Source organism: Microcoleus sp. F4-D5 (genome assembly GCF_036704885.1).
Taxonomy (GTDB): domain Bacteria; phylum Cyanobacteriota; class Cyanobacteriia; order Cyanobacteriales; family Microcoleaceae; genus Microcoleus.
Genome location: NZ_JAUBSX010000032.1, coordinates 55,252 through 78,696, shown reverse-complemented (window position 1 = coordinate 78,696; position 23,445 = coordinate 55,252). Strand labels below are relative to the sequence as shown.

General features: G+C 44.6%; 15 protein-coding genes. 7 read left to right on the top strand and 8 right to left on the bottom strand.

Features of this window, described 5'->3' with window-relative positions; all coding sequences use genetic code 11:
- Positions 1–11: 11 nt before the first annotated feature.
- The 5 genes from QUA80_RS16725 to QUA80_RS16705 all read right to left on the bottom strand — a co-directional run bounded on the left by QUA80_RS16725 (position 12) and on the right by QUA80_RS16705 (position 3,918).
- A complete protein-coding gene (locus QUA80_RS16725) occupies positions 12–1,514 on the bottom strand; it encodes a tetratricopeptide repeat-containing serine protease family protein (RefSeq protein WP_333426273.1) in 1,503 nt (500 codons plus the stop codon).
- Positions 1,515–1,813: 299 nt separating this feature from the next.
- On the bottom strand, positions 1,814–2,185 hold the full coding sequence (locus QUA80_RS16720; protein ID WP_333426274.1) for a Uma2 family endonuclease: 372 nt from the start codon (positions 2,183–2,185) through the stop codon (positions 1,814–1,816).
- Between the two features lie 8 nt (positions 2,186–2,193).
- A complete protein-coding gene (locus QUA80_RS16715; protein WP_333426272.1) occupies positions 2,194–2,418 on the bottom strand; it encodes a hypothetical protein in 225 nt (74 codons plus the stop codon).
- Between the two features lie 216 nt (positions 2,419–2,634).
- Positions 2,635–3,417 carry a calcium-binding protein gene (locus tag QUA80_RS16710; protein WP_333426271.1) on the bottom strand — a complete coding sequence of 261 codons (783 nt, stop codon included), beginning with the start codon at positions 3,415–3,417 and terminating at the stop codon, positions 2,635–2,637.
- Between the two features lie 249 nt (positions 3,418–3,666).
- Complete coding sequence (locus QUA80_RS16705) at positions 3,667–3,918, bottom strand: hypothetical protein (RefSeq protein WP_333426270.1); 252 nt, start codon at positions 3,916–3,918, stop codon at positions 3,667–3,669.
- Here QUA80_RS16705 and QUA80_RS16700 point away from each other — a divergent pair.
- The 3 genes from QUA80_RS16700 (at position 3,917) to QUA80_RS16690 (ending at position 12,780) form a co-directional block, all read left to right on the top strand.
- The gene (locus QUA80_RS16700) at positions 3,917–6,301 is read left to right on the top strand and encodes a GAF domain-containing protein (RefSeq protein WP_333426269.1); all 2,385 of its coding nucleotides are present in this window, start codon (positions 3,917–3,919) and stop codon (positions 6,299–6,301) included. The two genes, QUA80_RS16705 and QUA80_RS16700, sit on opposite strands and share 2 nt — an antisense overlap.
- A gap of 267 nt (positions 6,302–6,568) precedes the next feature.
- The gene (locus QUA80_RS16695; RefSeq protein WP_333426268.1) at positions 6,569–12,082 is read left to right on the top strand and encodes a protein kinase domain-containing protein; all 5,514 of its coding nucleotides are present in this window, start codon (positions 6,569–6,571) and stop codon (positions 12,080–12,082) included.
- 278 nt (positions 12,083–12,360) lie between these two features.
- Complete coding sequence (locus QUA80_RS16690) at positions 12,361–12,780, top strand: hypothetical protein (protein WP_333426267.1); 420 nt, start codon at positions 12,361–12,363, stop codon at positions 12,778–12,780.
- Between the two features lie 178 nt (positions 12,781–12,958).
- On the opposite strand, the gene QUA80_RS16685 is transcribed toward QUA80_RS16690, so the two are convergent.
- Both QUA80_RS16685 and QUA80_RS16680 read right to left on the bottom strand, forming a co-directional pair.
- On the bottom strand, positions 12,959–13,381 hold the full coding sequence (locus tag QUA80_RS16685; protein ID WP_333426266.1) for a DCC1-like thiol-disulfide oxidoreductase family protein: 423 nt from the start codon (positions 13,379–13,381) through the stop codon (positions 12,959–12,961).
- An 81-nt stretch (positions 13,382–13,462) separates the two neighbouring features.
- On the bottom strand, positions 13,463–16,537 hold the full coding sequence (locus tag QUA80_RS16680) for a PAS domain S-box protein (protein WP_333426265.1): 3,075 nt from the start codon (positions 16,535–16,537) through the stop codon (positions 13,463–13,465).
- A gap of 382 nt (positions 16,538–16,919) precedes the next feature.
- Here QUA80_RS16680 and QUA80_RS16675 point away from each other — a divergent pair, with 382 nt between their 5' ends.
- The 4 genes from QUA80_RS16675 to QUA80_RS16660 all read left to right on the top strand — a co-directional run bounded on the left by QUA80_RS16675 (position 16,920) and on the right by QUA80_RS16660 (position 21,789).
- Positions 16,920–18,113, top strand: a complete 1,194-nt coding sequence (locus tag QUA80_RS16675; protein ID WP_333426264.1) for an NAD(P)/FAD-dependent oxidoreductase — start codon at positions 16,920–16,922, stop codon at positions 18,111–18,113.
- 118 nt (positions 18,114–18,231) lie between these two features.
- The gene (locus QUA80_RS16670; RefSeq protein WP_333426263.1) at positions 18,232–20,148 is read left to right on the top strand and encodes a S9 family peptidase; all 1,917 of its coding nucleotides are present in this window, start codon (positions 18,232–18,234) and stop codon (positions 20,146–20,148) included.
- A gap of 2 nt (positions 20,149–20,150) precedes the next feature.
- Positions 20,151–20,870, top strand: coding sequence for an HAD-IA family hydrolase (locus QUA80_RS16665; protein WP_333426262.1), 720 nt, complete (start codon positions 20,151–20,153; stop codon positions 20,868–20,870).
- 142 nt (positions 20,871–21,012) lie between these two features.
- Positions 21,013–21,789 carry an ABC transporter permease gene (locus QUA80_RS16660; RefSeq protein ID WP_333426261.1) on the top strand — a complete coding sequence of 259 codons (777 nt, stop codon included), beginning with the start codon at positions 21,013–21,015 and terminating at the stop codon, positions 21,787–21,789.
- Positions 21,790–21,966: 177 nt separating this feature from the next.
- Here the strand turns inward: QUA80_RS16660 and QUA80_RS16655 are convergent, their stop codons facing one another.
- Positions 21,967–23,427 carry a serine/threonine-protein kinase gene (locus QUA80_RS16655; protein WP_333426260.1) on the bottom strand — a complete coding sequence of 487 codons (1,461 nt, stop codon included), beginning with the start codon at positions 23,425–23,427 and terminating at the stop codon, positions 21,967–21,969.
- Positions 23,428–23,445: the final 18 nt, after the last annotated feature.

The following is a 23,445-nucleotide window of genomic DNA, read 5'->3' as shown; positions in this document are numbered from 1 at the left end:
TTTTAATAACTTTAGGAATCGCGTATTAGCTTGCTTTTCTGATTAGAGAAACTTATAACCATAAGTTCAGGAGAGCCAAATAAATTAGCAGCTTGCTGTAAATCTGCGATCGCCCCTTTTGTATCCCTCATTCTCGCTAACGTAATGCCTCGATTGGCATAAGCTTTAGCATAATTCGGACTCAGTTGAATTGCTTGCGTGTAATCGGCCAATGCGGCTCGATCGTTCCCAATCCGAAACAGCGCTAATCCTCTGTTAAAATAAGTGTTAGCGCTACCGGGATTAATTTGCAGCGCTTGATTGAAATCGTCGATCGCCCTTTGTTGGTCGCCCAAGTCTGAAAGCGCTAATCCTCGGTTGTTGTAAGCCGCTGCAAAGTTTCTATCCAAGCGGATGACTTGAGTATAATCTGCGATCGCCCCCGGTTTATCCCCCATTGCCGACAAAACCAGCCCCCGATTGTAGTAAGCGTCAACATAACCGGCATTTAGGGCGATCGCCTTGCTATAATCAGCGATACTCTTGGGCATTTGTTTCAAATCGAAATAAGCTAGGGCTCGATAGAAATAAGCTTCAGAATAATCGGATTGAGTTTGAATCGCTTTGTTAAAATCGGCAACAGCCCCTGACAAATCTCCCTTGTCAAACCGAGTTAAACCGCGAACGTAATAAGTTTTAGCATCGTTGGGATTGTTTAGCTTCAGAGGTGCGTTAGCGGTTGTAGAGGTATTTATCAAAAGTGCCCCTCGATTTAAACCAGCTTCCGATAATTTAGCTATAAAATCATTAATGGGAATAGCTGCATTAAAGCCTGTGTTAGTATCGGATAAACCTGTGATAACTTTTCTCTCCGTATCTGTTACATAATCATAATCGCGATCGCCCCATCCATGAACCCCAACTACGCGCCCTTCTCTATCAAATACAGGCCCTCCACTCATTCCTGCTTTAGTTACAGCAGTATAACGCAAGTTATAACCGAGAGTCTGATGCAAGGGACGGCTGGTAATAAAGCCTGTTGAAAACTCAAAATTGCGATTGGGCCCGTATCTTTTTTGAGCTTTATTACCTGGATAGCCAGCTACAAAAATTTCTGTACTGATTACCGCTTGTTCGGAATCACCTAAAGTCACAACAGGATAAGATTCTGCACTGTTAAATGTTACGACTGCTAAATCCGGGTCATTGTCACTTTTTCGCAATAGTACACTCCGGGTTACTTGATATTCTTTTTTCGTATTAGTGCAAATCTTAAAGGTATCCGTAGTATCAGCAACTACGTGGTTAGATGTCAAAACCGTGTAAGTCGTGCCTTGTTTAGCAATAATAAATCCAGTCCCGCTACCGCTTGTTTGTCCATTGATTTGAACGGTGACTGATTCAGCTATTTTTGCAATCTCTGGCGGAGATATAGCGAAAACTGGTGCTGGTGCAAAAACAACTATTCCTGCTACCGTTACCGTTCCTGCTAGGATGCTGGCGAAGGAATCAAACCGCGAATAACCCCTATTCATAGATATTTGCTGAAGAGTAAGATTTTTTATACTTATGACTTACGCATGGGAGTCCAGAAACCGGGTTTTTTGCTGAGAAGACCCGTTATCACCCACAGATTCGGTAAAAAACCCGGTTTCTTTGGTCGAAATGCGTAAGCCCTAATACTCCGAATAGTATAGATTAAAATAAAATTTCTGAAAATCCGAAACCCTGGATGTTTTTAGATGATTGCGATTTTTATGACATTTCGTACATTTCGTATATTTCCGCCATAGCTGAGATTACTAGGCGATATTTTATTTGTAGATCTTTTAGGTTAACCACCTCGAACTGCATCCCGAAACACTTTCAAAGCTTCTTTTTCTTCCGACATTTGCAGGCATCTCCCCAGCAATTCTAGATCCAAATCCGACAACAGCATACTCCGAGAAACTAGATCGTAATCCTCTAAGTTCAGTTGGTAAATCGAAAATACTCCGTCTTCCCAAAACCAAACTTCCGCTACGTTAAATCGGCGGTAATATTCCAGCTTGCTGATAGTTCCGCTAGTAAAAACAACTTCGATCGCCAAATCGGGTGTTTCTCGCTGCCGTCTATCTTCGCCAAAGTAGTAAGATAAATCTGGTTCCTTGCTGCTGCCTTTTGCTTCTCCTTGGAGTGTAGCGCTGCCCGTCGGTCTAAAACTAATATCTTTTTCTAAAAAAACTGACCTAACATTCCTGCCATCAGATATTTAATGATTTCATGCTTCGACGAAAGTGTCATAATTTCCACATATCCGTCGAGGTAAGACAAGCGAACACTGCGAGTGTACTCTAGCAATAAATCCAGAGCTTTGAACTGTTCCCAAGTCATCGATCGCGGCAACATCAACCGCTGTTCCGGGAGTGCAGTTAATTTGGGGTGAGTGCCAAGGGTCATATATACTTTACCGAGTTTTAATTTATACTTTGAGATTAGCCTAAAAAATATCTAAAGGGATAAATGTTTTAAGATGGATTCTGCAAAATTTCGGTGGCATACAGATAGATTGCCCGCTATCTGTAGGGACACGGCAGTGCCGTGTCCTACTACGCAAAACTGCCGTGTATCCTACCCGGAACTAGATATATCGCCAGTCTAATTCCCTACAAATAACTAAGCCAAAAACTGGAATTGAGAACCATTTATTGCTAAAGCAAACGGACTAGCTTGTTCAAATGAACCAGTAATTTCAAAGCTGTTGGTGTTTAAAACTATCCCCAAAATCCGTCCGTCTCTTTGGTTGATAATCACCATATCATCAATAATTCCGTCGTTGTCGTAAGCGATCAGATTGTTGTCAGTGAAGAGGAGGTCTAGTTCTGTTAAACCGTCAGTCAAACCGATGCGATCGCCTTCCTCAAACCTAAAATCTGTAATGACATCGGCTCCATTGACTCCGAATTGTTCATCATTGCTTCTGAGCACAAAGATATCAGCACCAGAGCCTCCCGTGAGCACGTCAACTCCCCGATCGCCAGCTAAGAAATCGTTGCCGTCATTGCCGTCTAAATCGTCGTCTCCTTGCCCTCCCCGGAGGATATCGTTCCCTAACCCTCCGAAGATCAGGTCATTTCCGGCGTCGCCCCTCACTACGTCGTTGCCCTCATTTCCATCCAGGCGATCGTCATCTTTCCCGCCGTATATTATGTCATTTCCGCCGCCACCGCCGATAATATCATTGCCGTTATTTCCTAAAAGACGTTCGTTGGAATCCGAGGAACCTCCTATAGTATCGTTGCCGTCGAGTCCCCAAACTCCCCAGGGAAAAGACGCCAAATTTCCATCCTCTACATCAATTTCATCTGGTGTAGCGAATCCCAAAAAACGCGGCCCGCCCCCAGCAAATACAGGAAATCCCGTTAGATCACCGATGAGGTTGTTAATCGTTAAAACCATAAGTATGTCCTTCCAAAAATCCTGTTAGCTGTCTTACATATGTTAATTCTTGTGGAGGCAAATAGCAAGTATATTTTGATTTATATCGCAAGTTTGTTTGCTTATTAGTGGCAACTAACCTGCTTGTCAATTACTAATTACCAATTATTAATTACCAATTCCCAATTACCACGGCTGTGCCTCATTTAACTCAAAGCTGCTCTCTATCTCGATTCTGAGTCAAATAGCATTAGTTGCTGACACTATCCGCTACTGTCTACCGCTTATAATGGGTGTTACCCACCAGGTGGTAAACACGTTAATATCACCTATAACGTCGAGACGGAGAGGTTGTTTGTGAATAAAAGTCAAAGTCCCGCGAGCCCACGATCGCAGAAAAAACCCAGTTTCCGATACCCACACACCAACTTTACAAACAGGATCTAAGTTCTTGACAAAGCCATAATCGCCGATCGCTGACATTATTTGGCAAAATCCACTGCTTTCAGGTGTTTTACTCATGTCTACTCCTAAATCGTCTGCCCATCAAAACAACAACTCCGTAAAATCACTGCCAGCGACAGATATCGTCTCAACAGAGCAAGACAGTAAAAATCTGCCTAGCGAACCAAGTATAGAACAGCTACTGGAAGCTTTGGCGGGTCAAGTACCCACTCAATCTGCTGAAATTGAACGCTTGAAAACGTGCAAACAAGATTTACAGCGACTGTTTCAATTTCTCGGCGACCGCCGCGTTTTAATCGCAGTAATGGAACCGGGAACTTTTGCCCTGCGTTACGCTAACGCGGCATTTTGTCACTTGGCCGGTTGCGAGGGAACCTCCTTGGCAACTCAATCTACTAACGGTTTGTTTGCAGAAACCGAGATCCTTCTGCTGGAACTGTTCGAGGATGGGGACGGCAAAACAGTACAACAATTGTACCGCCGCCACCTTTTGCACTGGGTATTGAAGCATTTTTATCAAATTGACCTCGACGGTTTGCGGGTGCTAGACGAACCCGTCACGGCGAGTGTAAAAAACTCCAAACACCGAGAAGCAAAATTTATAGAATTTTGGCTGGGTTCGGAACAGTTAAAAATTACTCGAATTGACTCAAAAATAGATGAATTTGCGGATTTTTCTTTAAGATTAATGCCTGTTGCGGAACGGGAAGCTTGGCTGATGCAGCCGAATCAACTGGAAAATTTAGCCGATCGATTGCAGTTGGATAATTACCGCGTAGAAGGTTTGCTGCTGCTAGAAGGTTTTGATGTCACCGTCCAGGAGCAAATTCGGCGGCTGACTCAGTTATTGATCGATCCAGATTCTATGCTGCGGCCAGACAAATTTGAGAGAATCGATCGGTGTTTGCGATCTCTGTTCCATGCTGACGGCACTTTGCTGCTGCGTCCCGACGGCGACCAGGTACAGATATTAGTTGCAAAAGACGGCGAACATTTGCAGCCGATTCTTTATTCAATGAACTCCCTAGAAACTTCTCACTTTTTGAAGGCTACAGCAGCCAATCAAGTTTGGAACGTGCCAGACTTGCGTAGGGACTGCGAAACCGAGTGCGAGCGAACTTTGCGGAGAATGGGAACTCGATCGATGCTGCTGGTGCCCCTGGTAGTCAAATCCGTCACCCGCGAGGGGTGCGGGCAGCGGATTTTGGGCGTGGTGGGGCTGTTGTGCGATCGGTCCAACCACTTCAACGGCATTGACGCTCAACACGCCCAAGAACTCATTCCCGCCTTCATTGCAGCCCTGCGGCAAGCCATCCAAGAGCGGTTTACCCACATTCACAACATCCACCCCGCAGTCGAGTGGCGGTTCGCTCAAGAAGCAGAAAGGCGAAGTTGGGGACTACCCCCAGAAACAATCGTATTTGCTGATGTTCATCCGCTGTACGGAATTTCGGACATTCGCGGTTCTAGCGACGAAAGAAACCGAGCCATTCAAACTGATTTGCTCGAACAATTCCGCTTAGGTTTAGTCATAGCTGATGCCGTTTGCGAAACACAAACTACCCACCTCGGCGAGCAACTGCGGCTCGACTTGCTCGACTACATCCAGCGTTTAAAAGAAAAAGTAACAGTCGATATGGAGGTGCGAGCAGCCGAGTATTTAAAAGAGCATTTAGAAGTATATTTTGACTATTTTGTGCAGTGCGGTCCCAGGGTTCAGACAGCAGTTGAAGATTACCAATCAGCGTGTAAAAACGAACACAACTGCGTTTACAGCGATCGTACCCGCTACGACCAAATGCTGAACCTAATCAGCACCAAACTCCAAGAAACCTGGGCCGGCTGGCAAGAACAAATGCAGCAAATTCTTCCCCACTACTGCGACATCGAATGCACCGACGGCATAGATCACATGATGTATGTAGGAAAATCGATCGACCCCAAATTCAGCCAGTTTCATCTTCACAGTTTGCGGTACGAACAACTGCGAGCAATTTGCGATTGCGGTCGCGCAGTTTTTCGCTTGCAAGCCGAGTCTCAAATTAACATGGAACTCACACATTTAGTCTTAGTGCAGAATACCACGATCGACATTTTTCACAACGAAAACACCGAAAAAATGTTTGACGTAAAAGGCACTCGCGACATCCGCTACGAACTCGTGAAAAAGCGGATCGAAAAAGCGGTTGACAAAGACGCACAAGAGCGGATTACCCAGCCAGGAATGTTAACAGTAGTTTATTCAACCGAAGACGAATGGGAAGAGTACCAACAATACTTGCGCTACTTGTCTCGCGAAGGTTGGGTAGAACCAAAAGTTCAGACTGGCACGGTAGAATCACAACAAGGAGTCAGCGGTTTGAAATTTGCCCGCGTGCGTATTTTGCCAGATCCAGAATCAGTTTCTACTATCTGTGAAGTTACGGTTGTTACCGATTGAGAACCCGCTCAATTGCCTGTTTAAGGCCCAGCGCGATCGCTCCCATCCCCTTAAAAAGGGCGGAGCGAAATCATTCTGGACTCACACACAAGACCGATATTACATATTTAAGATTTTTGTTGACACCCGCGAACACTGCCGCGTTGTCACTTAGTGTATCTTCGGTGTGATTTGGGAGCAAAAAATACACGATCTGAATCACAGCTAATCAAGCTCAAGTAGTGTTAATCTTCTAAAAATTAGAGCCTGTAATTAATAATTCAAGTTATGTTGAAATTCTCCAAATACCAAATCAATATTACTCTGCACGAAGGCGTCGAAACAATAGTCTATCGCGGACAAACACCGACAGACGGGCCAGCAGCAATTCTGAAAGTCCTCAAAGCCGAATATCCCACCCTAGAAGCCATTACCAGGATCAAACACGAATATCAAATCCGCCAAAATTTAGACAGCGAACAAATCGTCAAAGCCATCAGTATTGAAACATTTGACCACCGATTAGGAATCGTTTTAGAAGACTTTGGCGGCGAATCCCTCGCAAAACTGCTGGAAAGAGAAACCTTAAGCCTGCAAGCAAATTTAAACATCGCCATCCAAATAGTTAAAGCCTTACAATACCTGCATTTTCAGCACATTATTCACAAAGACATCAAACCCAGCAACATCATAATTAACTCGCAAACAAAACAAGTAAAAATCACCGACTTCGGCATTGCTACAAAACTCAACAAAGAAAACCCGCAATTTAACAATCCCAACTCAGTCGAAGGCACATTAGCCTATATGTCGCCCGAACAAACCGGGAGAATGAACCGCACCCTCGACTACCGCACAGACTTTTATTCCCTTGGTATCACATTATATGAAATGCTGACAGGAAAATTGCCTTTCTGCAGCAACGACCCCTTAGAAATAGTTTACAGCCACATCGCAGTTCAACCAATATATCCCCATCAAATCAATTCAGAAATACCTGTCGCCATCTCAGAGATAGTGATGAAAATGATGGCAAAAAATGCCGAAGATAGATATCAAAGTGCGACCGGATTGTTAGCAGACTTAGAAATTTGTTTGTATCAGTTAGAAACCACCGGACAAATTGCCGACTTCATCCCCGGACGCTTAGATATTCTCAGCCAATTGTTAATCCCCCAAAAATTGTACGGTAGAGAACAACAAGTCAACGAACTATTAGCAGCATTTGAACGTGTAGGGACGGGTTCACCCAAATCTTTGCCACCCAACCTCAATACAGAAAAACCCGCCCGCCCCAATGCAGAAACCCTTTCAGCCGCATCTTTGCCACCAAACCAAAATACAGAAAAATTCGCCCATTGCCAAAGCGAATTAATGCTAGTATCAGGCTACTCAGGCATCGGTAAATCAGCCGTAGTCAACGAAGTTAGCAAACCAATTACCAGGTCAAAAGGTTATTTCATCAGCGGCAAATTTGACCAATTAAAACGCAACATTCCCTATGCCTCATTAATCCAAGCATTTAACTCCTTGCTGCGGCAATTGCTAACAGAAAGTGCACTTTCATTAGAAATATGGCGTACTAAAATTTTAACAGCAGTGGGAACAGACGGCCAAGTAATTGCCGACGTAATTCCAAAAGTTGAATTAATCATCGGCAAACAGCCAGAAGTCCCAGAACTCCCCCCCGTAGAATCCCAAAATCGATTCAATCGGGTATTCAAAGAATTTATTCGCGTTTTCGCCCAAAAAGAACACCCCCTAGTTATCTTTTTAGACGATTTGCAGTGGGCAGATTCAGCAACATTAAAGTTGATGCAAATACTGATAACTGACCCCGACCAAGAATATTTGTTGCTAATCGGTGCCTATCGAGACAATGAAGTTAGTCCGACCCACCCCTTAATTCAGACTGTAGAAGAAATTGAAAAAACTGGTACAATAGTCAACAATATCGTGTTGCAACCGCTGGATTTAGCAAATGTGACGGAATTAGTCACTGAAACACTTAACACTTGCACAGAAAAAGTAACAAATCTAGCCGAGTTAATCTGGAATAAAACGGGCGGCAATCCTTTTTTCTTGACCCAATTACTCCAAGCACTTTATCAAGACTCTCTTTTAAAATTTGAATTTAATCAAATTACACATGAGGGAAGTCAAAATGGCTGGTATTGGAGTATCGATGAAATCCAAGCCATTGGAATCACCGATAAAAGTGTGGTGGAACTGGTAGCTTCTCGCATTGAAAAGCTGCCCGCACCCACGCAAGAAGTGTTGAAGCTAGCAGCTTGCGTGGGAGATAAATTTGCTCTAGATGTGCTGTCACTTGTCAGCGAAGAGTCAGCTAATACTACAGCAACTGAACTTTATTCTGCTTTGCAAGCTGGGTTAATTCTACCATTGAGCGATGCTTATCGCATTCCTTTAGTTTTCGATCGAGCCGAATCAATCAATCTCAAGTTAGACACTTCGCGGGTTAGTTACAAATTTTTGCACGATCGCGTTCAGCAAGCCGCATATTCCCTAATTCCCGAAGACCAAAAGCAATCCACCCATTTAAAAATCGGTCAATTACTGTTAAACAATACTCCACCAGACAAGCTAGAAGAAAACATCTTTGATATCGTCAATCAATTGAATGTCGGAATTAACACGATTAGCCAACAGTCAGAAAAAACTCAGTTGGCACAATTAAATTTAACTGCTGGACGCAAGGCAAAAGCGGCTGCTGCTTGTGAAGCTGCTGTTAGGTATTTGCGGGTGGCTATGGAATTATTGCCAGCGAATTCTTGGCAAAGCCACTATGACTTAACGTTAGCAATTTACGAGTCAACTGCAGAAGCTGAATACTTAAACATCAACTATGAAGAATCAAAAAATATGGTTGATATTGTACTGCACAAAGCTAAAACCTTACTGGAAAAAGTGAATGTTTATGAACTTCAAATCCAGTCTTATAACGCTCAAAATAGAGTAGTAGAAGCACTCAATACAGGACTGGAAGTGCTGAAACTGTTAGGTCTTTCTTTTCCTCAAAATCCCAACGCGCTAAATATTGCGGCGGGACTGAGTAATACCAAACTGAGCTTAGGATTGAAACGAATTGAGGATTTAGCTAACTTGCCAGAAATGATCGATCCCGAAAAACAAGCAGCCATGCGGATTTTATCAGGGATTCTCAGCAGTGCTATTCAGGCCAAACCCCCACTGATACCGCTGCTGGCATTTAGGATGGTCAAGCTGTGTATTAAATACGGTAATTCGCCTTATGCAAGTATTGCCTACGTTTATTATGGCGTAGTTATGTGCAAGCTAGGGGACATTAGTTTGGCATACCAATTCGGTCAACTGGCAATTAGGCTGTTAGACAAATTTCCCTCCCGTTCAATCAAAAGTAGAGTTTATGCAACATTTGGTTCTTTTATTCACCACTGGAAAGCCCCTCTCAAGTCAGGCTTAGGCGATCTCAAAGAAGGTTTTAAAAATGGGATGGAAACTGGAGATTTGGAATTTGCTGGTTATGCTATAGGTGCATATTGCTTAAAAAAACTGTCGATAGGAGAGCCTCTAGATTTGGTGGATCGGGAGACTGGTAAATATATGAAACTAATGCAGCAATCTCAACTTGAAATGGCTGTACAGTATATAAGTATAGGCAGGCAGACAGCCCTCAATTTGCGCGGTCAAGCTGTCGAACCCTGTCATTTAGTCGGTGAGAGATTTAATGAAGTCAACACGCTCCCCATTTTAATAGAATGTAAAAACTTTTTTTTAGTTAGTTTGGTTTATCAGGCCAAAACTCAGCTTAATTTTATCTTCAGAAACTACGCGCAAGCATTAGAAAATTCAAGGTTATTTGAGCAACATGAGGAGTCTGTAGCCGGATCAGAGGTGGTTGCTATGAATAATTTTTACTCCTCTCTCAGTATGATAGCTTTGTATCCAGCAACTGGCAAAGGGGAACAAAAGCAATATTTGGAAAAAGTGCTGCAAAACCAAAAGAAGATGAAAAAATGGGCAGTTCATGCTCCGATGAATTATCAACACAAATACGACTTGGTAGCAGCGGAAAGAGCGCGAGTTTTGGGGCAAAATACCCAAGCAATGGAATTGTACGATCGCGCAATTGATGGAGCCGCGAAAAACGGTTACATTCAAGAGGAAGCATTAGCCTATGAATTAGCAGGAGAATTTTATCAAGCTTTGGGTAAAAAGATAGTTGCTCAAGCATATCTGACTAAAGCCTATTATGGATATATCCATTGGGGAGCCATAGCTAAAGTTAAGCACTTGGAATTAACACATCCTTTCTTAGCAGCACAGACGCGCACAATTCAAACCCCAACTCTCGATGTCACCCGCACTACCACTGGAAATACTACGAGTAGTAGTTTAGGTGATCTCTTAGACTTAGCTACTTTTATTAAGTCGGCGCAAGCTATTAACGGTGAAATTGTTCTAGAAAAATTGTTGACCAAATTAATCAAAATTATTTTAGAAAATGCGGCGGCTCAAAAAGTAGTGCTGCTGCTGCTGAAAAACGATATCCTCTGCATAGAAGCTACTGGCAGTTTTGCGGAGGATAAAGTGACACTTTTACCGTCTATTCCCGTAGAAAATTGTCAAGATGTACCCCTGTGTGTGATTAATTACGTACACCGCAGTCAAAATCATCTGGTTTTAGACAATGCTACTGTTGCCGAACCTTTTAATGTAGATACCTACATTCAGAAATATCAACCAAAATCAATTCTCTGTTTGCCGATTATTTATCAATCTCAGGGGCGCGGCATAATTTATCTAGAAAATGCTTTGACGGTAGGAGCATTTACTGCCGAGAGAGTAGAAGTGTTCAAAGTGTTAATTTCTCAAGTTGCTATTGCTGTAGAAAATGCTGGTTTGTACGCGCGGGAGCAAGAAAAATCTCAACAGTTAGAAAAATCTTTCCATGAACTGCAACAGGCGCAACTGCAACTGATTCAAAGCGAAAAAATGTCTGCTCTCGGCAACTTGATTGCAGGGGTTGCTCACGAAATTAACAATCCGCTCGGTTTTATTGCGGGCAATGTTGATGCTGCTGCTGAGGCCAGCTTAGATTTGATTGATTGTTTACAACTTTACCAAGAAAAATTTCCTAATCCTGGAGATGAATTAGAGGATAAAGCATCGGAGATTGAGTTAGAATATTTAATCGAAGATTTGCCGAAAATGCTTTTATCTATGAAATCAGGTACAGATCGCATCAGCAATATTAGCAAGTCTTTGCGAACTTTTTCCCGCGCTGACAGTGCGAATAAAGTGTCAGCAAATATTCATGAGGGCATCGACAGCACTTTGATGATTTTACAGTATCGCCTGAAAGCTAAAGATACTCGCCCCGAGATTAAAATTATCAAAGAATACGGAGATATCCCGCCAGTTAAATGTTATTTTGGGCAACTGAATCAGGTGTTTATGAATTTGCTGGCAAATGCGATCGACTGTTTTGAGGAATTCAATCAGGGCCGCACTTACGCGGAAATTGAAGCTTTACCGAATACGATCGCCATTATCACTCAACTCTCGGAGGATAGCAACAGCGTGGTGATTAAAATCAAAGATAACGGTCAAGGGATGTCATCGGAGGTGAAGTCGAAAATATTTGACCATTTATTTACTACCAAAGGAGTAGGAAAAGGTACGGGTTTGGGGTTGTCTATCAGCAGGCAAATTGTGGAAGAAACCCACGGCGGTAAACTAACTTGCGAATCGGTGCTGGGAGAAGGTTCGGAATTTGCGATCGCACTTCCCCTCAATTAAGATTATGGAACTATGGCGTGTTTTAAAACCCGGAGATCCCCCCTAACCCCCCTTAATAAGGGGGGGACAAGAGTATGCTCAAAGTCAACCCCTACTCCCCTTTTTAGGCGGGGATTTAGGGGGATCGAGACTCGGCTAAAAATGGTAAAACACATATATGAAAATTTGTCAATGCCTAATTATTTCTGAAAAAGTCCGCTGTTGGCAGTCTACATTCGGCAGTATGCAGTTACATTATTAGCTAAATGTAATAACTATATTTGATAGGAGTTTTTCGAGTGAACGCTGCCGAACAAGCCAGAAATATAGAAGTTGCCAGCAAAATTGCTGCGGTGGTTAATTTATTCAAGTCCGAATTCCCGGATGCAAAAGTTGATTTGAAACCTTGGATGAATGATGAGGATACCAGAGAACTTGTCGATCCAGATTCGATCGACATTGGCTTCCATTTTCCCGGTAGAAGCCGCTTGTTGCAAAGCCGCAGCATCTTGATTCAAATCCGATTTTACCAAGATCCGGTGGAAGGATATCGGCGGGCGATCGGGGTTGAGGCAGCCGGTTACGATCATACTGGTCAGCAGTGGCGCTTTTCCACCGTTGACAATTGGGGTTTTGTCGGTGCAACCGAACCCGCTGCGGAGTCTGCCGAAAAGCTCAAACACTTTTGCCGCGAGATATTCGGTTTGTTTAATAGTTAAGTTCCAGGGATTGTAGCAGGGATTGGACGGCACATCCTAAGTGAATTGATATCAACGATTTGGCACCATTTCTAATAATCCGTTTAGAGGCGGCGTCGGAGCAACGGCCCACAATAAATTGTAATTTTTATGGAACAGGCCGGAAAGCCTGTTCTTGACAATGTTGCTTGAGTGTGAGTTATTTCAAACTATCGCAATTGTCGATCGACCTACAGCCAACTGGATAAACAGATTTGTAAGTAGTCGATCGCTTGCCAAATAAAGTATAGCGGTTGTCGCGGACTTGTTCGTAAACGCGATCGCCCATCCACTTCATCCCCGGCATTGCCCGGTAAGCAGCCACAAACACCTCGCCAGCAGGCAATATCCGTCCGATTTCCTCCGCCGCATCGCTGCCTTGCCAGCGGCGTTCTGGATTCTCCGCATCTATCAAAATCATCCCCATTTCGCAGTCACCAGAAGTTATCCCAAAGCGCTTTAATTGCTCTAAATCTTGCATCGAAATATACTCAAAATTTTTGCCTTTATCTAAGTTTTCTAGTAACTGCACCAAGGTAACGCAGAGATTGCAATTACCGTCGTAAATTACGTTGTAATTCATGGGATAACTTCCTAATTCCTTCACTAACTATTCCAGCATTTGCACCTAATTAGCTAACTGTCAGGTGCAAAATTCACCTGACTAACTAACTCTTTTCCTTACAGGAATCTCGATCGCAAATTCCGTGCCTTGACCCGGTGCGGAATGGCATTGAAGCTGCCCGCCGTGCTTTTCCACCACAATTTGATAGCTGATCGACAGCCCCAAACCAGTACCTTTACCCGGTTCTTTCGTAGTAAAAAACGGATCGAACAACCTTTCGCGAACATCTATCGGAATCCCCGGGCCGTTGTCAGCAATCCGAATCACAATATGAGAAGGATGCCGCATCGCAGCATTAGAAATACCGCTATCTCCCTGCATCAAAGCATCCTGTTCGTACTTTACATCCGTACAAATCCGCAGCGTAGGCGAAGGACAAGAAGGAATAGGTGATTGTTCCCCCTCAGCCCACTTTCCGGTTTCCATTGCCTCTTCCAAAGCATCAATTGCATTGGCGATAATATTCATAAAAACCTGATTCAACTGTCCCGCATAACACTGTACGCGCGGCAAATTACCGAACTCTTTGAGCAGCACAATTTTAGGATGCCCTGCGGTTTCTTTCAACCTGTGTTGCAAAATCAACAAAGTGCTTTCAATCCCTTCGTGAATGTCAACCTGTTTTTGTTCCGCTTCATCCAAGCGCGAGAAATTCTTCAGTGACAGCACAATTTGGCGAATTCGCTCGGCTCCCATTTTCATCGAATTTAACAGTTTCGGCAAATCTTGGAGCAGAAAATTAAAATCACCATGATTTATCTCTTGTTGAATTGCCGGTGTGGGGTGCGGGTATTCCTGCTGGTAAAGTTGCAGCATTTTTAGCAAGTCTTTAAAGTAATCGTCAGCGTGCATGACATTGCCGTAAATAAAGCTAACCGGATTGTTGATTTCGTGAGCAACTCCAGCGACTAATTGCCCCAAACTTACCATTTTTTCATTTTGAACCATCATGCTTTGAGTTTTATGCACGTCCCGCAAGGCCTTCGCCAATTCTTGATTTTTAGTCCTCAGTTGACTTTCGGAAAGCTGCACCGCTTCTTCGGCGTGTTTTCGCTTGGTAATATCTTTGCGAATTGCTACATATTGATGGGGTTCTCCGCTGGTATTTAAGCAAGGTACAATCGTAGTATCCAACCAGAATAATGTACCGTCTTTAGCTTGATTTTTCATTTCTCCCCGCCAAACCTTTCCCTGGCGGATGGTTGACCAAAGCTGCTTGAAAAAGTCGGCTGGGTGATAACCAGAATTAACAAGTCTGTGGGTTTTGCCGATCAGTTCTTCTCGGGAATATTTAAATAGTTCGCAAAATTGATCGTTGACATAGGTAATGGCTCCGAATTCGTCGGTATTCGAGACAATCGCCGATTGATCCAAAGCAAATTTTTCAAATTCCAACTCTTTGAGAGTTTGGCGCAATTCTGCTTCGGCTTGTTTGCGATCGCTAATATCGGTAATCATCCGCAAAACACCTGAAAATTCGCCCTCACTGTCGAACATCGGCGTCGCCGACACGATCGCCCACAAGTGAGATCCGTCTTTGCGAGTAAACTTAAAATCGTGGCGTTCGCGAATGCCTTGCCGCCTGCGCTGCACGTAAATTTCAGCTATTTTTATACAGTCGCAGTCGATAAACTCAAACAGCGATCGCCCCAGCATTTCCTCCACAGTATACCCCAGCATTTCGGCCATCCGAGAGTTAGTAAAAGTCGTGATACTTTCGCTGTCAAACATCCAAACGCCCTCAGAAGCCGTCTCGACAATGCAGCGGTAATAATTCTCCCTCTCCCTCAGTGTTTGCTCTGCTTGCTTGCGATCGGTAATATCAGTTTGCACCGCAATAAAACCTTCGAGTTCCCCCGTTTCTTGATAAATAGGCGCGATCGAAAGTGCCACCCAATAACCCCTTCCATCCTTTTTGTAATTGTAAATTTCCTGATTAAACGGCACCCCCGCAGCCAAAGCCGATCGCAGTTGAGCAATACTTAGCGGGTCTGTTTGAGGGCCTTGCAGTACATCACCCGGTTTTTTTCCCTGCATTTCTGCCAGCACGTAACCGCTAATCCGAGTAAATCCTTCATTTACCCATTCAATGCAGCCTTGAGCATCAGTAATAATCACACCATTTTGCGTTTTTTGAGCCACAATAGCCAACCGCGACAATTCTGTTTCAGTTTTTTTGCTTTCCGTAATATCTTCAGCAATACCCAGAATGTACTTAGGCGCGCCCGAATCGTCAAACAAAGGAACTTTTTTAGTGTGCAAAATCCGCTTTCCCCGGCGCGGAAGTTGGATAGTTTCTTCTGGCAAATCAATACCTTTTCTCGTTGCCAACACTTCTAAATCTTGTGCTTTCAAGTAATTTGCCTGCTCTGACTCCAAAAAATCAGCGGGATTGTTTAAGATAACTTCCTCGCTGGAATAGCCAAACAATTCTTCGCTAGCAGTATTCCAATAAATAAATTTTTGCTCTACAGCATCTTTAATAAAGACGCTAATCGGCAGATTTTGCAGTACCGCATTCAGAAAATCTTGAGTGTTTCGCAGGTTTTCCTCAGCTCGCTTTCGTTCAGTAATATCCAAAATCACTCCGTCGAGATAAACAACCAGAGACAGAGAATTTGCCACAGGCGAAACCGGCGAAACAACAGCCGACAAAAAGCCCTCAATTTCCCCTTGTTCCTCTTGTTTTCCTCTAGCATCGTCCGCCTCGCAGCAAACAGCTTTGCCTTTTTCGTACACCCAGCTAATTTCGCCGTCAGCCCTGACAATCCGGTATTCAAGGATGTACGGAGTTCTGGTTGCTACACTTTTTTTGACAGTAGCATCCACATTTTTGCGGTCTTGAGGATGGATAATGCTGGCAAAAGAACGGACGCGATCGTTGATAAAATCAGAAGATGGATAGCCTGATATTTCTTGAACGGCATCGCTCAAAAATGCCATTGTCCGTGTTAATCTCCCCTCGCCCGTAAAGTCGCAGGTACAGCGGTAGACAGCACCGGGAATATTGGCTACTAAATTTTTATATCGTTCTTCGCTATTTAACAAACATGGGCCGTCTCCGTTATTGCGATCGCCGTTCTTAACTTTAGAAGAATTGGAGGAAATTTGCATGATTTTTTCACTTGTGAGTGCGGTGGCAAGTGTTAGAGTAGATGACCGTATAAAAAGTGAATTTAATTTGCATAATTATGCGCTATCAATTAATATAGTACAAAATTAGTTCTCCGAACATTCAGAAAATTTGATGGCGGCTAATAGGTAGAGCTAATCAAAGCTAGAGATGTAGAGGGAAGAGGGAAGTTCGGCAACGGATTCTGTAACAGTTTTAATGTATTCAACGAATTTAACCCAGGGATGTGGAGGTTGGAGGTTCGAGGGAAAATTTTCCGAATCTCCGACTCTCCGACTCCCCGTCTCTCCCCCTCTCCCACTCCCCGTCTCGTTACAATAAGATAAGTTGCCTTGCTACCGTGAGCCCCTCAAACAAAACATCATGACTCAACAACAATCCCGGATTTGCATTCTCGGCGGAGGCTTCGGCGGACTCTACACAGCCCTGCGCTTGAGTCAGTTACCCTTCTCCACAACCGAAAAACCCGAAATTGTTCTAGTTGACCGCCGCGATCGATTTTTGTTCGTTCCCCTGCTGTACGAACTGCTGACCGGCGAACTCCAAACCTGGGAAATTGCCCCGCCGTTTGCAGAACTCTTGCAAAACACAGGTGTGCGCTTTTGTCAAGGTACTGTCTCCGGGATCGATTTGGAGGAAAAGCGAGTGCAGTTGCACGACGGGCCAGAAATTCCGTGCGATCGCCTGGTTTTAGCTTTAGGCGGCGAAACTCCCCTAGATATGGTCAAGGGTGCGGTTGAATACGCTTACTCGTTTCGCACCCTCGACGACGCCTACCGCTTAGAAGAAAGACTGCGGTTTTTAGAAGCCAGCAATACCGATAAAATTCGGGTGGCGATCGTCGGGGCCGGTTATTCGGGAGTAGAATTAGCTTGTAAATTAGCCGATCGACTCGGAGAGAAAGGTCGCGTGCGGTTAGTCGAGCAAGGCGACAGGATTCTGCGGACATCGCCGGAGTTTAACCGCGAAGCCGCCAGCAAAGCTTTAGAAAAACGGCAAGTGTGGATCGACTTAGAAACAGAAGTAGAGGCGATCGGATCGGACACAATATCCTTACTTTACAAAGGACAAGTAGATGTTCTCCCCGTAGACATAGTATTGTGGACAGTAGGAACTCAAGTTAGTCAAGCAGTGCGATCGCTACCCCTCAAACAAAACCGCCGCGGTCAATTAACAGTCAATTCCCAAATGCAAATTATCGACCATCCAGATATATTTGCCTTGGGAGACCTAGCTGAATGTCACGATGCAACTGGTCAAAAAGTCCCCGCAACAGCCCAAACAGCCTTCCAGCAAGCTGACTACACCGCCTGGAACATTTGGGCCTCCCTCACCGGCCGCCCATTGCTTCCTTTCCGCTATCAGCCGCTAGGAGAAATGATGACATTAGGAATAGACAACGCCACCCTAGCCGGTTTAGGAATTAAACTCGACGGACAACTAGCACACATTGCTCGCCGCTTAGCTTATCTCTATCGGATGCCAACATTTGACCATCAATTAAAAGTTGGTTTCAATTGGATTAGCAAGCCGATTCAAGAGTTGCTTAAAAGCTAATCGATGCTTTTTCAAATAGATCGGCAACAGGCTTTTCGGACCGTTGCACAAAAATTCAATATTCTTGTGGAACGGGCAAGATGCCCGTTCCTAGAGAAAATCTTAGGGAAAATAGACAATGCAAACTCCTACAACTCAACAGCAAAAAACAGAACTTCCCCCCCTAATCGAGCGAGAAATTCTGTTCGGAAACCCCGAAAAAACTAGCCCCCGACTTTCACCCGACGGCAAGTATCTCGCCTACATTGCACCCGACGAACACAACGTATTGCAAGTGAAGTTGCGTACCGTCGGTCAAGCAGACGATCGCCAACTGACAGCAGATAAAAAACGAGGCATCCGCCTCTTTTTCTGGACTTACAGCGGCGAAGAATTAATTTACCTCCAAGATGCCGAGGGTGATGAAAACTGGCATTTATTCTCAGTCAATATCCACTCAAATCTGGTTCGCGACTTGACACCATTTCAAGGCGTTCAAGCTCAGCCGATCGCCTTTGACCGCAACTTCCCCAATGAAATATTAGTGGGAATGAACATCCGCGATCGCAGCAAACACGACGTTTACCGCATCAACCTCAAAAATGGTGCCGTTGAATTTGACACCGACAACCCAGGTAACATCGTCGGTTGGACTGCTGACGACCAATTCCAAGTGCGGGCCGCCACAGCCACAACTGCCGACGGCGGTTCAGAATTGGTGTTTCGGGAAACTGCGGACAAGTCTTGGGAAAGCCTGCGAACCTGGGGCCCCGACGACGAAGGCGGTGCCGTCATGTTCTCAGAAAACGGCAAAATTCTTTACATCACGGGCAATCACGATGCTAACGCCGAACGTTTGATCGCATTAGACTTAGAAACCAAACAAGAAACCGATCTCGCCTCTGACCCAGAATACGATGTCAGCAATATTTTGATACACCCGACCAAGCGAGAGATTCAGGCGGTTTCCTTCTACAAGGACAAGCAAGAGTGGCAGATTTTAGACCAAAGCATAGCAGAGGATTTTGAGGCGATCGGCAAATTGGGCCCCGGCGAATTCTCCATCACCAGCCGCAACCTCGCCGATACCAGTTGGCTAGTCGCTTACATGACAGACGACGGCCCAGTTTACTACTATGCGTACGATCGCGCCTCCAAAACCTGCACCTTCCTGTTCAGCAACCAACCCAAACTCGAAGGACTACCGCTATCATCAATGGAACCCATTTCTTACACCGCAAGAGATGGTTTAACCATTCACGGCTACCTAACAAAACCTGTCGGCGTCGCCACACCCGTAGCTACAGTCTTGCTAGTACACGGCGGTCCCTGGTCGCGCGATACCTGGGGTTACAATCCACAAGCCCAATGGCTGGCAAACCGAGGTTACGCCGTTTTGCAAATTAATTTTCGCGGTTCCACCGGCTACGGCAAAGCCTTTCTCAATGCCGGCAATCGCGAATGGGCCGCTAAGATGCACGACGACTTGCTAGATGGGGTGAATTGGCTTATAGAAACAGGAATTTCCCAACCCGATAAAATTGCGATTATGGGCGGTTCCTACGGTGGTTATGCCGCCTTAGTGGGATTGACTTTTAGTCCCGATGTTTTTGCCTGCGCCGTCGATATTGTCGGGCCAAGCAATTTGATTACGCTGCTGCAAACTATTCCCCCTTACTGGGAACCGAGAAAAGCAAGTCTGTATCACCGCGTGGGCAATTTGGAAACAGAACCAGAGTTTTTGAAATCGATCTCGCCTTTATATTTTGTCGATCGAATTCAGAAACCTTTACTCATCGCCCAAGGTGCCAACGACCCGCGAGTTAAATTAGCAGAAAGCGAGCAAATTGTCAATGCCATGAAGCAAGCCGGCAAACCTGTAGAATACGTGCTGTATACAGACGAAGGACACGGATTTGCGCGGCCGGAAAATCGCCTGCACTTTTATGCGATCGCCGAAGAATTCCTCGCCAAATATTTAGGCGGTCGATTTGAACCTGCAGGCAATATTGCCAATCATTCCGGTGTGATAAATCCGCCAACAACTAACAACTGACAATGACCAAAATTATTTTTTTAGATGCCGCCGGTACACTGTTTGACGTTCGCGGCAGCGTCGGCGAAGTTTACCGACAATTAGCCAATAGTTTTGGAGTAACAGTTAACAGTCAAGAGTTAAATGCAGCATTTTCCCAAAGCTTTGCTTCAGCAAGTCCTATGGCATTTCCAGGGATAGAATTAGCAAAAATTCCCCAGTTAGAATTTGAATGGTGGCAAACAGTTTGCGCTAAAGCCTTCCAGATAGCAGGTGTTTATCACCAATTTTCCGATTTTCCTAATTTCTTTGACCAACTCTACGCTCATTTTGCCAGCGCCGAACCTTGGTTCGTCTATCCCGAAGTATTCCCAGCCTTAAATAAGTGGCAGCAACAAGGAATTGAATTAGCAGTAGTATCGAATTTCGATTCCAGAATTTATGCAGTATTAAAAGCACTAAATTTAGCCGAATATTTCACATCAGTGACAATTTCTACCCAAGTTGGTGCAGCAAAACCCGACTCTCAAATTTTTACCGCTGCTTTGCAAAAGCACAACTGTATTGCCGAGAATGTGTTGCATATCGGCGACAGCTTCAAAGCAGATTATTGCGGCGCTAAAGCCGCTGGATTAAAAGCAATTTGGTTGAACAGACAACAGGAAAAAGTAGAATTAGGTAAATTGCCTTTAAGTGAAACGAAAATAGAACAGTGCAGCAGCCTTGATTATTTGGCATTTTAACTTTACAATTTTAACTAACGCACGCAATTTAATAAATTAATTATGTGTAGGTAGGCAGTGCACGCATTACCCTTATTAACTAACGTACAAGATTTAATACATTAATAGCTGTACCGCTATAGGGAGACAGTAGTACCAAATCATGAAAAAAACATTGCTGACAACTATATTAACAGACACAATCACCGTGTTTTGGGGAGAATGGTTAGATTTGCGAGTCAGAATCGTGCCAGTTGCCGCCGCTGGTTTAGTATCTCCAATAATTTACATTTTAGCTTTTGGTTTCGGGTTGGGAAGTTCCTTGCCTAAACCTGCAATTGGCGGGAATTATCTAGAATTTATGCTGCCGGGAATGGTAGCACTTTCATCAATGACTGTAAGTTTTACCGGCACAGTATTTTCGATTTGCGGCGAACGCCTTTATACTAAAACATTTGAGGAATTGCTGTTGCTGCCAGTACACCCGATCGCTTTGCACGCGGGCAAAATGCTAGCAGGAATATTGCGGGGAATGCTGACTTCTGTTTCGGTAATTTTAGTGGCAGTTTTGTTTACTCAAAAGCTCGTCTTTCTGAATCCACTATTTTTGTTAGTAATAATTCTCAACTCTGCTGTATTTGCGGGCATGGGAGTGATAGTAGGTTTAACCGTAAAATCTATCGAATCAGTCGGATTGTACAACAATTTTCTGATAACTCCGATGTCATTTTTAGGAGCAACATTTTTCGACCCCACAACGCTGCCGGTAGCCCTAAAAGGAATAGTTTATCTGTTGCCGCTGACTTATGCAAGCATTGGATTGAGAGCCGCTGCTTACGATATAGCAAAGTTTCCTTGGTACAGCATACCGATTTTGTTAGTAGCTGCGATCGCCTTTTCTTTAATCGGTGCCCGCCAGTTTACCACCCAGCAAGACTGAAGAAAGCCATTGGTCATTAGTCATTAGTCATTAGTCATTAGTCATTAGTCATTAGTCATTAGTCATTAGTCATTTCTCCAAAACTTAAATAATAGCGGTAAGGCGCGCTGCCCGGCGCACGCTACATAATAGCAGTAGTGAGTCCAGGAATGTGGTTATCAGTCATTAAGTAGCTGCTTAAAAAATATGATAAAGCAACTTATAAATCAACCGAAAAATAGCTGTTGCAGCGATCGCCCCCAAAGCACCCAACCATCCCACAAAAAACACGCCAGTAATTGGAGAATTAGGATAAATCGCAACTGCCGCCGTCTGCAAAGCCGGGAAAAACCACAGCAAAGCCAGAGTACCTGCACCAATAATCAACATCTCAGTTTGTTCGATCGCCCTGCGGTACTGCCCGTAAATCAAACCCGCCACGATCGTACCCAACAATCCGATACCAACACTCGGAGAAAGCGGTAAACTCCTCAGGGCGATCGCCAGCAACCCACCCTCAAAACCCGTAAACGCCGCCCCTCCCAAAACCTCCCAAATAGAAAAAGCCCTTCTCGGCGAAGGTTGCAGGCCAGACGGAGGAGTTGCAGGAACAGGCACAGGAGGCTGCTGAGTCGGTGGTAGCTGCTGAGTCGGTAGGGGAGTCGGAGTCCTGACTGTCGGCGGTGTCACGACCCTCGCAGGCTGTTGAGAATTGTATTTTAGAGCCGCTTCCACCTCCGCTGCCGATTGAAAGCGCTGGCTGGGAGCTGATAATAACATTCGATCGAGAACGTGAGCCAAACGCGAACTTACCTGCACCCGCGAATGCCAATTCCACTCATTTCTGTAACTATCAAACAACTCCGCCGGCTGCAAACCGCTGAGCAAAGTAATGCAAGTCACACCCAAAGCATACAAATCCGTTGCCGGATAAACTTCTTGGCCGCTCATCTGTTCTGGCGGAGCGTAACCCAAAGAATAAATCCCAGTCGAAGCTTTTGCACTCCCAACACTTTGTGTTACTTGTTTAACCGCCCCAAAATCTAATAAATAAAGCCGACCGTTTTTCCCCCGCATAATATTAGCAGGTTTAATATCCCGGTGAATCGAACCGCGAGAGTGCACAAAATCGAGAACCTTCAAAATTTCCCGCAACACCTCCACCGTCTGGGTCTCCGACAACTTGCCTTTAACAGCTAGTTCATCCTCCAAATTTTGACCGTCAATAAATTCTTGAACCAAATAGAACAACTGATCGTTTTTTCCCGGCTGCAAACTCGGAACAGTCAGCTCAAAAAAAGCCAGCAAACTCGGAATTTGCGAATGTTCGTTGCCCAGTTCTTCCAGCACCGCCGCTTCCCGTTCAAACAGAGTTTGAGCGATTTTTAGCTGTGCCGGAGTCAGACTTGCCGACGGCTGCAAAAGTTTAGCAACGCACTGCCGCATCGCCGGAGTATAACGATCTCTAGCCAAAAATGCCGCCCCAAAACCGCCTTGACCCAACAACCTCACGGGCAAATAGCGCCCGCTCAAAATCAGGGGCATCCCGCAAGTCGTGCAAAATTTTTGCTGCACCGTTTTCAGCAGCGAACTGTCATCGAGGTCGGAAAAATAATTTTGAGGGCGCGGGCAGCCCGGGCGGGTGCAGTAAACTTCCATTTTTGTTTGCTAAGAAGA

Coding starts and splice junctions, on each gene's coding strand:
- QUA80_RS16725 (WP_333426273.1), bottom strand. CDS start 1,514: ATGAATAGGGGTTATTCGCGGTTTGATTCCTTCGCCAGCATCCTAGCA.
- QUA80_RS16715 (WP_333426272.1), bottom strand. CDS start 2,418: ATGACCCTTGGCACTCACCCCAAATTAACTGCACTCCCGGAACAGCGG.
- QUA80_RS16710 (WP_333426271.1), bottom strand. CDS start 3,417: ATGGTTTTAACGATTAACAACCTCATCGGTGATCTAACGGGATTTCCT.
- QUA80_RS16700 (WP_333426269.1), top strand. CDS start 3,917: ATGTCTACTCCTAAATCGTCTGCCCATCAAAACAACAACTCCGTAAAA.
- QUA80_RS16705 (WP_333426270.1), bottom strand. CDS start 3,918: ATGAGTAAAACACCTGAAAGCAGTGGATTTTGCCAAATAATGTCAGCG.
- QUA80_RS16695 (WP_333426268.1), top strand. CDS start 6,569: ATGTTGAAATTCTCCAAATACCAAATCAATATTACTCTGCACGAAGGC.
- QUA80_RS16685 (WP_333426266.1), bottom strand. CDS start 13,381: ATGAATTACAACGTAATTTACGACGGTAATTGCAATCTCTGCGTTACC.
- QUA80_RS16680 (WP_333426265.1), bottom strand. CDS start 16,537: ATGCAAATTTCCTCCAATTCTTCTAAAGTTAAGAACGGCGATCGCAAT.
- QUA80_RS16675 (WP_333426264.1), top strand. CDS start 16,920: ATGACTCAACAACAATCCCGGATTTGCATTCTCGGCGGAGGCTTCGGC.
- QUA80_RS16670 (WP_333426263.1), top strand. CDS start 18,232: ATGCAAACTCCTACAACTCAACAGCAAAAAACAGAACTTCCCCCCCTA.
- QUA80_RS16665 (WP_333426262.1), top strand. CDS start 20,151: ATGACCAAAATTATTTTTTTAGATGCCGCCGGTACACTGTTTGACGTT.
- QUA80_RS16660 (WP_333426261.1), top strand. CDS start 21,013: ATGAAAAAAACATTGCTGACAACTATATTAACAGACACAATCACCGTG.
- QUA80_RS16655 (WP_333426260.1), bottom strand. CDS start 23,427: ATGGAAGTTTACTGCACCCGCCCGGGCTGCCCGCGCCCTCAAAATTAT.